Genomic DNA, 11,846 nt, shown 5'->3' with positions numbered 1-11,846 from the left:
AATGGTTATTAAAATCAGACTGTTATGCTTGTTTAACTGAGTTATTTGTTGGTAGCGGTTTGCCACTCTCTTTAATATCTTGACCCTAAATCAATCTCTTATTCACCGCTATGCGTCAAATGACGTAGGTCGCTAGGGTGAACGGCGAATTTTGCTCAGCCTTGCAATTACGCATCATGGTATTCACCAAGTACGGACACTTTGTCTTACACACTCAGTAGGGATACCACTATGCAAAATCTCAAGAAAACAGGCTTAAGCAATTCGCTACGCCGTAATCTGCTAAAAGGAATGATGGCCTTGCCTGCCGCAATGCTGGTTTCACAACTAAGCTTTGCTGCAGCGCCTAGCACCGCTGAAGTAAATACTACCGGCTTAGCCGTAACCGACGATACGGTGAAGGTAGGTATTCTGCACTCGGTAACTGGCACCATGGCCATTAGTGAAACTGGCTCGGTGCAAGCTGAGATGCTAGCCATTGAGCAAATCAACGCAATGGGCGGCGTATTAGGGCGCCAGATTGAATACATTCAAGAAGATGGTGCCAGTGACTGGCCAACCTTTGCCGAAAAATCGAAGAAGTTATTAGTTAAAGATAAAGCAGCGGCGGTATTTGGTTGCTGGACTTCTGCTTCTCGTAAAGCGGTATTGCCGGTGTTTGAGCAATATAACGGCATGCTTTACTACCCAACGTTTTATGAAGGTTTAGAGCAATCTCCTAACGTAATTTACACCGGCCAAGAAGCTACTCAGCAAATTATTGCAGGGATTGATTGGGTAACCGATACCAAAGATGCCAAAAGCTTTTTCTTACTAGGGTCTGACTACATTTGGCCACGTACTTCTAACAAAATTGCCCGCAAACACATTGAAAAACTGGGTTTAAAAGTAGTGGGCGAAGAGTACTACCCACTGGGTCATACTCAGTTCAACTCGGTTATCAACAAAATTAAACTTAAAAAGCCTGATGTGATTTACGCCATTGTAGTAGGTGGCTCTAACGTTGCCTTCTACAAGCAGCTTAAAGCTGCGGGCATCGATATGAACAAAGAGAAGCCACTGGTATTAACTATTTCGGTGACTGAAGACGAGATCTTGGGCATTGGCGGTGAAAACATTCAAGGTGCTTACGCTGCCATGAAGTACTTCCAAAGCTTAACCAACCAAAACAATGAAGAGTTTGTAGCAGCTTTTAAAAAGCGCTGGGGCGACGACATTGTAATTGGCGACGTGACTCAAGCTGCCTACTTAGGCCCATGGTTGTGGAAAGCCGCGGTAGAAAAAGCCGGCTCGTTTGATATCGATAAAGTACGTGCTGCTTCGCCAAACCTAGAGCTAACCACTGCGCCAGAAGGTTATGTGAAAGTTCACGAAAACCATCACCTATGGTCTAAAACGCGAATTGGTCACGCTCAAGCCGATGGTCAATACGACATTGTTTATGAAACCGCAGACTTAATTGAACCAAACCCATTCCCTAAAGGTTATCAGTAACCGCTGTAGGTGGCTCAGCTCGCTGGGCCACTTGTTCTTTCGCTAGCTTTTAAGAGGGACTGAATATGTTTGCCGATTATACCAGCTCAGAGCTAACCGCCATTTTCGCCATGCAGGGATTTGCCGGTCTTATTTTGTTTTCTGTATTTGTTCTTATGGCCCTAGGTCTAGCCATTATATTCGGTCAAATGGGCGTAATTAATATGGCCCATGGCGAGTTTATGATCCTAGGAGCTTACATTACTTACCTTACTTCACAGCTATTTAGCAATTACCTTCCGGGTCTATTTGATGGCTACTTTTTTGTGGCAATGCTGCTGGCGTTTATTGTCACTGCTGCGCTGGGTGCGCTGGTGGAGTGGGCGATGATTCGCCATTTGTACAAGCGTCCACTAGATACCTTACTAGCGACTTGGGGTTTAAGCCTTATTTTACAGCAACTCTATCGCACCGTGTTTGGCGCTCGAGAAGTGGGAGTGAGCCTACCTGATTGGCTAATGGGCTCTTACGCCATTACCGACATTATTGAAGTGCCAATTAACGGCATATTTGTGATGGCATTAACCATCATGATCACCATTGGCGTGTACTTGCTAATGCAAAAATCTCGCTTAGGTAAACAAACTCGAGCGGTGGTGCAAAACCGCGCAATGGCGGGCGCTGTTGGTATTAATACCGAGAAGGTTGACCGTTACACCTTTGCCTTAGGTTGCGGTATTGCCGGTATTGCTGGCTCGGCCTTTACCATGGTGGGTTCTACCGGCCCAACAGCAGGGCAGCTCTACATTGTAGACACCTTCTTAGTGGTGGTATTTGGTGGCGCGTCAAGCTTGCTTGGTACCGTTGCATCGGCCTTTACCATCTCACAAGCGCAATCAACCATGGAGTTTTTCCTTAGTGGTTCGATGGCCAAAGTTCTCACCTTATTGACCGTGGTAGGCATTTTAATGCTGCGCCCTCAAGGTCTGTTTTCGCTCAAGGTTCGTCGTTAGGGAGAATGATGATGTTATCTCAACTTAGTGCTACTGCAGCACAAAATACCAGTAAGGTTGATTGGTGGAAGTATCTACTGTTGGCCGCGATTATTTTCATTGTGTTGCCTTTGTCCTTGGATATTTTCCGACTCAACTTAATTGGCAAGTATTTAACCTACGCCTTTGTGGCGATTGGCTTAGTGCTGTGCTGGGGGTGTGGCGGTATTTTAAGCCTAGGCCAAGGCGTGTTTTTTGGCTTAGGTGGTTATTGTATGGCGATGTTCTTGAAGCTGGAAGCCTCAAGCCCCGAAGCCACCGCGATTCAATCAACGCCAGGCATTCCTGATTTTATGGATTGGAATCAGCTCACCGAGTTGCCCTGGTTTTGGCAGCCCTTCGATAGCTTAGCCTTTACCTTGGTGGCGGTGATTGCAGTGCCGGTTTTGTTCGCCTTTATTATTGGTGTAGCTATGTTTACCCGCCGGGTAGGTGGGGTGTACTTCGCCATTATTACTCAGGCTATTGCTGCCATTCTCACCATCTTGATCATTGGCCAGCAAGGCTATACCGGTGGGGTAAACGGCATTACCGATTTACGCACCTTTTTAGGTTGGGATATACGCACCGAGTCGGCGCAGTACCTGCTCTACTTTATTAATGCTGTGTTGCTGTTCGGCTGTCTGTTTGCTGCCTTATACATCAAGCGTTGTAAGTTAGGCCGTTTGCTGGTGGCGATGCGTGAGAAAGAAGATCGAGTGCGCTTTTCTGGCTATAACGTTGCCAGTTTCAAAATCTTCATCTTTTGTGTTGGTGCAGCCTTTGCCGCCATTGGTGGAGCTATGTTTACCCTGCAAGTGGGCTTTATGTCGCCCTCCTTTGTGGGCATTGTTCCTTCCATCGAAATGGTGATTTTTTGTGCCGTGGGTGGGCGTTTATCCTTGCTTGGTGCGGTATATGGCACTTTGCTGGTAAACCTCGCTAAAACCAGCTTCTCTGAGTCTTTCCCTCAATTGTGGTTATTTGCCATGGGCGCGCTATTCATTGGTGTGGTGTTAGCCTTTCCCGATGGTTTAGCCGGTCTCTATCAATCTTACATTCAGCCTTGGTTTAAGCGCGTGTTCAAACCTAAAGCCAGCAAACCCGATGTGCCAAAGCAGGCGGTTCAGGCTGCAGAGCCTGAGGCTGATAGTGCTTCGCCATCTCTAAAGGAGAGCCCAAATGCCCCAGCCTAATTCATCAAAGAACAAAGATTTTGTACTCAGCGTTGAAGGTTTAACCGTGTCTTTTGATGGCTTTAAGGCCGTTGATGACTTGTCGCTATACGTTGAAGAGCAGGAGATTAGGGTGATTATTGGCCCTAATGGCGCCGGTAAAACCACGGTATTGGATCTGATATGTGGCCGAACTAAAGCCACCAATGGCTCGATTAAGTTCAAACAAAAGGAGCTTACCAAGCTTAAAGAACACCAAATTGTGCATGCCGGGGTAGGGCGTAAGTTTCAAAACCCTTCCATTTATGAAGATCTGAGTGTTTTTGAAAACTTGGAAATCTCTTACCCGCGCGGTCGCAATGTGTGGGGAGCCTTGACCTTTAAACGTGATGAAGCGGTGCACGCCAAGATCATGGAAATTGCCGAGATGGTATTTCTTAGCGACAAACTTAACGACCAAGCTGACTTGCTTAGCCATGGCCAAAAGCAGTGGTTAGAGATAGGCATGCTGCTTATTCAAGATCCAGAGCTGCTGATGTTAGACGAACCGGTGGCGGGTATGTCGGTAGCCGAGCGCAAACAAACCGCGCAGTTGCTGCAAAGCATTACCAAGCAACGCTCGGTATTAGTGATTGAACACGACATGCAGTTTGTTGAAGACATCGCCGACCGAGTGACGGTATTACACCAAGGAAAGGTGTTGTCTGAGGGCTCGATGCAGCGGGTGAAGAACGACCCTAAAGTGGTCGAAGTTTACCTAGGCCATTAAGGAGAAAGTGATGTTAGAACTAACAGATTACCACGTGGCCTATGGCCAGAGCGAAGTGATAAGTGGCATGAATTTTAGCCTCAAAGAAAATGAGATTGTGGCGATTCTTGGCCGTAATGGCATGGGCAAAACCACTTTAATGAAATCGCTGATTGGCATGATTCCGAGCAAAAGTGGTGAAGCCAATTTAGATGGAGAGCCCTTAGCAGAGAAAAAGAGCCATCAGCGGGTGGCTTCTGGTTTGGGCTTTGTGCCACAGGGCCGGATGATTTTCTCCACCATGACGGTGCAAGAAAACATTGAAACCGGCTTAACCAGCACTGGTGAAAACAAAGTACCCGATGACTTATACAGCATTTTCCCTGTGTTATGGGAAATGCGCCACCGCCGAGGCGGCAACCTTTCTGGCGGACAGCAACAACAGTTGGCGATTGCTCGTGCTTTGGCGAGCAACCCCAGCGTACTGCTACTGGATGAGCCCACTGAAGGTATTCAACCTTCAATTATTAAAGATATGGCAAAAACCCTAAAACAAATTCGCGACCAGCGTGGTTTGTCGATAGTGGTGTCGGAACAGGTATTGAGCTTCGCCCTTGATGTGGCGGACCGAATACTGGTGATTGAAAAAGGACAAATCGTGCATGACGTACAGCGCGATGACGTTGATGAACAGCAAGTGGCCGCGTACTTGTCGGTATAGCTTGCTGGGGAATTTACATTCAAGGAGAAAGACCATGGCAGAAACAATTATCAAGATTGACTTAAACAAATCGGCGTATGAAAACGAGAAGTTACATAATCGCTGGCACCCCGATATTCCTATGGCGGCTACCGTAAAACCAGGGGACGATTTCATTTTGGAATGTGTAGATTGGACTGGCGGACAAATCAAAAACGACGACGACGCCTCTGATGTGCGTGATGTTGATTTATCTCAGGTGCACTTTCTTTCTGGGCCGGTTGGGGTAGAGGGAGCAGAGCCAGGTGATTTGTTAGAAGTGGATATCTTAGATATTGGCACCTTTGATGATTCACAATGGGGCTTTAACGGCTTCTTCTCTAAGCAAAATGGTGGCGGCTTTTTAACTGAGCATTTTCCTGAAGCGCAAAAATCGATTTGGGACTTTAATGGCATGTTCACTAAATCTCGTCATGTTCCCGGTGTCGAGTTTGCTGGCCTGATTCACCCCGGCCTGATTGGCTGCTTGCCCGACAAAAAGATGCTAGATGAGTGGAACCGCCGAGAGAAAGAACTGTTTGATACCGACCCTGAGCGGGTACCAATGTTAGCGGCACTGCCTTACGCACCTACTGCTCACATGGGGAAAATGAAGCCCGATGATGCCAAAGTAGCGGCTGAAGAAGGTGCTAGAACTGTTCCGCCGCGTGAACACGGCGGTAACTGTGACATTAAAGATTTATCGCGTGGTTCGAAAATCTACTTCCCGGTTTATGTAAAAGGCGCGGGTTTGTCGGTAGGCGATTTACACTTTAGCCAAGGTGACGGCGAAATCACCTTCTGTGGTGCTATTGAAATGGCTGGCTGGATTCACTTAAGGGTTAATTTGATTAAAGACGGTATGTCTAAATATGCGATTAAAAACCCGATCTTTAAACCAAGCCCAATTACGCCACGCTACGATGACTACCTAATCTTTGAAGGTATTTCGGTTGATGAAGATGGCAAGCAACATTACTTGGATGCCAACGTGGCTTATCGCCAAGCCTGTTTAAATGCCATTGAATACCTCAAGAAATTTGGTTATAGCGGCGCGCAGGCTTATTCATTGCTTGGTACTGCGCCAGTACAAGGCCACTTAAGCGGGGTAGTGGACGTACCTAACTCCTGTGCGACGTTATGGTTACCTACCGATATCTTTGAGTTTGACATTAAGCCGAATGCAGATGGGCCAACTAAGTATTTAGATGGCAGTGTCGATATGCCTTTGGCTCCAGACTTAGATAAATAGAGAGGTGAGCTATGCCAGTTTATGACTATAAATGTGCCGAACATGGTTTGTTCTACGAACTAGCCACTATGGCAGATAGCGCTAAACCTGCTAAGTGCCCAAAGTGTGAGGCTTTGTCCGCTAGGGTTATCGTGTTGCCACCTGAGATATTGGATATGGCCGCCGAAACCAAGCAGGCGATTGAGCGTAATGAGAAAGCGCGGCATGAGCCGCAGCATTCAACGGTGGATACGCGGGCCGAAAATGCCGAAAAGCTTAAAAAAGGCTGCGGCTGTAAGCATACCAAGCGCGGTGGTTCTAAGCTGCTGTATACCGCTAACGGCGAGAAAATGTTCCCGTCTATGCGGCCTTGGATGATTAGCCATTAAGCTGGTATAGGATAAACCAAGAAGTTGGCGAGTGCTGGCTTCTTGGTTGGGCTGTTTTACCTAGGGGCTATTAATTTGCGATGTTTAAAAAATATACAGTGTGTATTTGGCTTAACTTGGTTTACACTAGCCCCCCAAGTGGCTATAGGAGCTGCTGGGCAAATGAGAGAAAGATTATGGCTAAGAAAAAAGTCGCTAAGTTGTTAGCGCATGAGCATGGTCGTGGGCAAATAAACGACAATGCAATTAAGGCGCTGGTTACCAGCCAGTTATTTAAAGCAAAAGTTGAACGGCCGAAAAAAGGCAAAGGTTCATACACTAGAAAGGGGCATAAGCTGAAGGGCAATGCCCCTTTCGACTTTTTGGGATTAACTCAAACTAAGCAGCTTCTAATAGGGTTTGCAGTTGCTTAAGCGAACTCACCTCATAGTGGGGCTCTATTCCCTCTGGCCTTTTTTCTCCGTGACGATTTAACCAGCAAGTTCTAATCCCCGCATTAATACCACCTTGTATATCTGAATGTGGATTGTCTCCTACCATTAATACCCGATGTTTCTCTGGTTGCTGCATTTGAGCAAAGGCATGCTCAAATATATCTTTATGCGGTTTTGCAACGCCCACTTGCTCAGAGATAACCAAAGGTGAGAAATAGCCGCTCAACCCGGTGCGTTCTAAACGAATTTTTTGCAAAGCGGTAAAACCGTTGGTAATAATGCCCATCTTCACTTTGCTCTTAAGTGCATCTAGCAAGTCTTTAGCGCCAGGTAATAGGCTGCATATGTCTGCCATTGCCTCTAGGAAGGCGTCATTGAGCGCTTGCGGGTGTTGTTCAAGCTGCTTGGCCCAATGCTCAAAGCGTTGCTGTTGAAGCTGCTCTGCATTCACCTGGCCGGCTTGATAGGCTTCCCATAAGGGCAGGTTGCGGGTTTGGTAATGTTGATAGTCTTGTTGCTCAAATTTAACCCCATAGCGAGAGAACATTAACTGTAAGCCGGCAAAAGCGTCAAAATGAAACAGGGTCTCATCGGCATCAAACAATATCCATTGGTACTTCATAAACAAATGGCTCGGTGATCAGTATAGTTAAACGCCTATGTTGGTAGAAGCTTGCAGCTAAGTCAAAGCGTGCGTTAGTAGCTTGAGTCACTTAGCTTTTTTAGCAGCAAAAACAAGCATAGAAAGTATTGGCCATTTTGCGCCGATAAGCGCTAGCAATTTAGATGCTCGCCAAAGCGGGTTATAGCTTGCAATTAAGCAAAAAAGGAGTACAATTCCGCGGCTTCAATTAGCGGGGATCCCATTTTGGGACCTTAAATTTTTTAACTAGTATGAGGACGATATGGTTACCATTCGTTTGCAACGTGGCGGCGCTAAGAAGCGTCCATTCTATCAAGTAGTTGTTACTGATAGCCGTAATTCACGTGACGGTCGCTTCATTGAAAAATTAGGTTTTTTCAATCCGATCGCAAAAGGTCAAGAAGAGCGTATTCGCTTGGAACAAGACCGCATTGATCACTGGGTTGGCCAAGGCGCTGCGGTTTCTAACCGTGTAGCTAAGCTAATCAAAGATTCAAAAGCAGCTTAATTTAGCCTTTTTAGTGGAGTTAAGATGAGCAATAAAGAACAGCCCATCGTACTGGGTCGCCTCGGTGCCGTTTACGGTATTAAAGGATGGCTAAAAGTTAACTCATTCACTGAAGATGCAGAAGCTGTATTTAACTATCAACCTTGGTTGATAGGTCGTTCTGGCGAATATACTTCAATTGAAGTGACAGAATGGCGGCGACACAGCAAATCTTTCATCGTTAAGCTTGAGGGCTACGATGTAAGAGAACAAGCACAGAGTTTAACCGGAATGGATATTGCGGCTTTGCCGGAAGTCCTACCGGAGCTTGCTGAAGATGAATATTACTGGCGTGACCTAATGGGCATGCAAGTGGTTAATCGTAGCGGCTATAACTTCGGGCATGTGACCGATTTAATGGAAACAGGCTCTAATGATGTTTTGGTTGTGAAAGCCAATTTAAAAGATGCCTTTGGCAAAAAGGAACGGTTAATCCCGTTCATAGAGTCTCAGATAATTGATAACGTCGATCGCGAGTCTCAAACTATTACTGTTGATTGGGACCCTAGTTTCTAGGTTCCTTTATGGCTGAGCAAATACCACAATTGTGGGTGGGAATAGTAAGTCTATTTCCTGAAATGTTTTCTGCCATAAGCGAGTACGGTGTAACTGGGCGTGCGGTAAAACGCGGCCTGATTAAGATTGAGTGTTGGAATCCTCGTGATTTTACTCATGACAAACATCGTACGGTGGACGACCGACCTTACGGCGGTGGCCCTGGCATGCTAATGATGGTGCAACCTTTACGGGATGCGATTCATGCTGCTAAACAGGCCGCTGGTGATGGGGTTAAGGTGATTTATATGTCACCGCAAGGGCGTACCTTGAAGCAAGATGGAGTAATAGAGTTAGCTCAACAGCAAAAGCTGATTATTGTTGCTGGTCGCTATGAAGGCATTGACGAACGCTTGATTCAAGCGGAAGTTGATGAAGAATGGTCGATTGGTGATTATGTGTTAAGTGGTGGTGAGCTGCCAGCAATGAATATGATAGACGCCGTCTCGCGGTTAATTCCGGGAGTTCTGGGGGATAAAGCTTCAGCTGAGCAGGATTCATTCTCCGATGGATTGTTGGATTGTCCACACTATACTCGTCCAGAAGTTTTGGATGGGCAAACAGTACCCGAGGTACTGTTAAGTGGTAACCATAAAAAAATCGAAGAATGGCGCTACAAACAGGCACTTGGGCGAACTTACTTGAGGCGACCGGAGTTATTGGAGAATCTAGCTCTGACTGACAAGCAAGAAAAGATTCTTGCTGAGTTTATCCAAGAGCAAACGCCCTTGGATAGTAAATAAAGATTCAGTTAATTCTAGGAAATAGTAATGAGCAATATCATTAAACAGCTCGAAGAAGAGCAATTGAAGCAAGACGTACCTGCGTTCGCACCTGGTGACACAGTTGTAGTTCAGGTAAAAGTAAAAGAAGGTAACCGTGAGCGTCTACAGGCGTTTGAAGGTGTAGTAATTGCTAAGCGTAACCGTGGTTTACACTCTGCATTTACTGTACGTAAAATTTCAAGCGGTGAAGGCGTTGAGCGTGCATTCCAAACTCATAGCCCGCTAGTTGAGAGTATTACTGTTAAGCGTCGTGGTGACGTTCGTCGTTCTAAGCTTTACTACTTGCGTGAACTTTCTGGTAAGAAAGCACGTATTAAAGAAAAATTGGCTAAGTAAGCCCTTTTCTTCGAGAATAAAAAAGCCCGCAGTAGCGGGCTTTTTTTATGTTTGTGGTTTAAGCCACTTCAAGTACAGAGTTGTCACCATCCACGCCATTTGGCTGGTAGCTGTCTGCTGCCCAGTCATTGTCATAGGCTTCTGCACCGTCGCTCAAGCAAAGTTTGTATTTAAACTGGTAGCTGCTTTGTTGATCTGTTGGCACGTTTACCACTACTTTGAACTTACCGTTTTTTAGCTTAGTAAGTTCTATGGGTTGCCATTCGTTAAACTCAGCTAGCAAGAAAATTTGCTCCGCTTCTTGAGTGGCTTCCTTCTCAATTTCAAAGGTAACTTTTACTTCTGGCTTCGATTTTAGGTATTGCTTCTTCAACGGCATGGTTTCTCCTCCGAGAGATAATATAAATCCGTATACTATGTGACCAATATCGATTCTTTCAAAAAAGTGAGAGCTTGGTCAATAGTTGATTAATTTTTTTACAGTTGAAAGTAGTCTTGAAGCAGGGCTGCGGTGAACTTTGTTCTTAGGTAATAACCACGAGGAAGGGTTTGAATTAGTTGGCCATTTGGGCCAATTGCGCTGGTTCGAGCCTTGTTATTAGCGGCTTTAGGGCGTAACTGTAACACTTGACCATGGCGCGCGGTAATTTGTTCTATTTGACCAAAAGCAATCATTTCCATGATTTCCTCCCAATCTGATCGGAGCAGTTGTTCTTGTTGGGGATTGGGGCTCCACAGGATGGGATTGGCCACAACGCGCTGATCTAAAGGAATATGCCGCTCTGCTAAAATGGGGATCCACAATACCCTCGATAGCTTGTTATACACATTGCTATTGTGCCAAGTTGATCCGGTGACATTGCACAGAGGAGTTATGCACACGTAGGTGCTTTCTAGTGGTTTGCCCGAAGCATCAATAGGAATGGTTTTAAGTTCTATACCCAGCTCTGGAAAGTCTTGGATAGGTTTGCTACCCGCACTCGCGCCCAAGCACCATTCGAGCAATTGACCGCTCCAGCCTTTTTCTCTTTTTAGATCTTTTGGAATGGCAAATCCTTCACGATGTGCAAGTTCGCCTAAGCTTAATCCGGCTAAAGACTGAGCGCGTTCGAAGAGTTCTGTTTCACTTTGTGGTTTAGCTGTCATGCATGCCTAGCGCCAACAAAAACACCATTGTATAGAAGCTGTTCAACAATTGCAGCAAAGCTTAAATGCTTAAGTGATTATAGCTAAGGCTATGTTTAAAAAAGGTTTTTATTAGAAACTGTGTGCTTTGATAGGAAGCTGTGGGGTTTATTCATAACTAATGAGCACTTACTAACAGCTTTGTCCACACATAATAGGGATAACTATCTGTCATTGTTATTAACTTGGATTTTATACACAGAATTATACGGTTTAATCAAAAGTGGTTTATTTTTAGTCAGAAATTTTAGCCGTTTGGCTAAAAAATTAGAACTGTGTGTTTTTTAAACGCTAGGACTTATAAACAGTTTTAACTTGCTAAAAATAACGCTTACTCAAACCATGGTTTTTTAACTTGTTGTTTTTGTTGAGTTATATGTGTTGTTGTTGGTGTGTTTTTTGTTCGGCTTTGAACTGTGATTTTGTCTATAGTGGGTTTGACCCAAGTTATGCACAGGATTTCTCACAGATAAGTCGAATAACTTTAATTAAGCCTGCATTATTACAATTTATTCCCTTTGTGATAGGCGTATTTGCCGCGCTTGTGATTCTGTGAAAGAATCACTTTATCTATA

General features: G+C 45.3%; 15 protein-coding genes. 12 read left to right on the top strand and 3 right to left on the bottom strand.

All coding sequences use genetic code 11. The features are described from left to right. Positions 1–231: 231 nt before the first annotated feature. From urtA to K5620_RS16560, 8 genes are all read left to right on the top strand, one after another. On the top strand, positions 232–1,494 hold the full coding sequence (urtA, locus tag K5620_RS16595) for an urea ABC transporter substrate-binding protein (protein ID WP_016401337.1): 1,263 nt from the start codon (positions 232–234) through the stop codon (positions 1,492–1,494). 65 nt (positions 1,495–1,559) lie between these two features. Continuing rightward, positions 1,560–2,486 carry an urea ABC transporter permease subunit UrtB gene (urtB, locus tag K5620_RS16590; protein ID WP_016401336.1) on the top strand — a complete coding sequence of 309 codons (927 nt, stop codon included), beginning with the start codon at positions 1,560–1,562 and terminating at the stop codon, positions 2,484–2,486. Between the two features lie 5 nt (positions 2,487–2,491). Then, a complete protein-coding gene (urtC, locus tag K5620_RS16585) occupies positions 2,492–3,700 on the top strand; it encodes an urea ABC transporter permease subunit UrtC (protein ID WP_246612295.1) in 1,209 nt (402 codons plus the stop codon). Next, a complete protein-coding gene (urtD, locus tag K5620_RS16580) occupies positions 3,687–4,448 on the top strand; it encodes an urea ABC transporter ATP-binding protein UrtD (RefSeq protein ID WP_016401334.1) in 762 nt (253 codons plus the stop codon). The genes urtC and urtD overlap by 14 nt, the downstream gene beginning before the upstream one ends. Positions 4,449–4,458: 10 nt before the next feature. Next, a complete protein-coding gene (urtE, locus tag K5620_RS16575) occupies positions 4,459–5,148 on the top strand; it encodes an urea ABC transporter ATP-binding subunit UrtE (protein ID WP_016401333.1) in 690 nt (229 codons plus the stop codon). Positions 5,149–5,182: 34 nt separating this feature from the next. Then, positions 5,183–6,418: a formamidase gene (fmdA, locus tag K5620_RS16570; RefSeq protein WP_016401332.1), complete on the top strand. Its 1,236-nt coding sequence runs from the start codon at positions 5,183–5,185 to the stop codon at positions 6,416–6,418. An 11-nt stretch (positions 6,419–6,429) separates the two neighbouring features. Beyond that, entirely contained in the window at positions 6,430–6,786 is a 357-nt protein-coding gene (locus tag K5620_RS16565; protein ID WP_016401331.1) for a zinc ribbon domain-containing protein, read from the top strand. Between the two features lie 176 nt (positions 6,787–6,962). After that, complete coding sequence (locus tag K5620_RS16560) at positions 6,963–7,199, top strand: ribosome alternative rescue factor ArfA (RefSeq protein WP_016401330.1); 237 nt, start codon at positions 6,963–6,965, stop codon at positions 7,197–7,199. On the opposite strand, the gene yjjG is transcribed toward K5620_RS16560, so the two are convergent. After that, entirely contained in the window at positions 7,165–7,842 is a 678-nt protein-coding gene (gene yjjG / locus K5620_RS16555) for a pyrimidine 5'-nucleotidase (protein ID WP_016401329.1), read from the bottom strand. The genes K5620_RS16560 and yjjG overlap by 35 nt on opposite strands. A gap of 283 nt (positions 7,843–8,125) precedes the next feature. Between yjjG and rpsP the strand changes: the two genes are divergently transcribed. From rpsP to rplS, 4 genes are read left to right on the top strand one after another with little or no spacing between them, the layout of a single operon-like run. Then, the gene (rpsP, locus tag K5620_RS16550) at positions 8,126–8,371 is read left to right on the top strand and encodes a 30S ribosomal protein S16 (RefSeq protein WP_016401327.1); all 246 of its coding nucleotides are present in this window, start codon (positions 8,126–8,128) and stop codon (positions 8,369–8,371) included. A 24-nt stretch (positions 8,372–8,395) separates the two neighbouring features. Next, on the top strand, positions 8,396–8,926 hold the full coding sequence (gene rimM / locus K5620_RS16545) for a ribosome maturation factor RimM (protein ID WP_016401326.1): 531 nt from the start codon (positions 8,396–8,398) through the stop codon (positions 8,924–8,926). An 8-nt stretch (positions 8,927–8,934) separates the two neighbouring features. Further along, positions 8,935–9,708 (top strand): tRNA (guanosine(37)-N1)-methyltransferase TrmD, encoded by a 774-nt coding sequence (gene trmD / locus K5620_RS16540; RefSeq protein WP_016401325.1) that lies wholly within the window; start codon positions 8,935–8,937, stop codon positions 9,706–9,708. A gap of 27 nt (positions 9,709–9,735) precedes the next feature. After that, positions 9,736–10,086, top strand: a complete 351-nt coding sequence (rplS, locus tag K5620_RS16535; RefSeq protein WP_016401324.1) for a 50S ribosomal protein L19 — start codon at positions 9,736–9,738, stop codon at positions 10,084–10,086. A 58-nt stretch (positions 10,087–10,144) separates the two neighbouring features. On the opposite strand, the gene K5620_RS16530 is transcribed toward rplS, so the two are convergent. Both K5620_RS16530 and mutH read right to left on the bottom strand, forming a co-directional pair. Then, on the bottom strand, positions 10,145–10,465 hold the full coding sequence (locus tag K5620_RS16530) for an isoamylase early set domain-containing protein (protein ID WP_016401323.1): 321 nt from the start codon (positions 10,463–10,465) through the stop codon (positions 10,145–10,147). 98 nt (positions 10,466–10,563) lie between these two features. Continuing rightward, entirely contained in the window at positions 10,564–11,232 is a 669-nt protein-coding gene (mutH, locus tag K5620_RS16525; protein ID WP_016401322.1) for a DNA mismatch repair endonuclease MutH, read from the bottom strand. Between the last annotated feature and the right edge of the window lie 614 nt (positions 11,233–11,846).

Source organism: Agarivorans albus (assembly GCF_019670105.1).
Lineage (GTDB): Bacteria > Pseudomonadota > Gammaproteobacteria > Enterobacterales > Celerinatantimonadaceae > Agarivorans > Agarivorans albus.
This window is presented reverse-complemented; position numbering and strand designations above follow the sequence as displayed.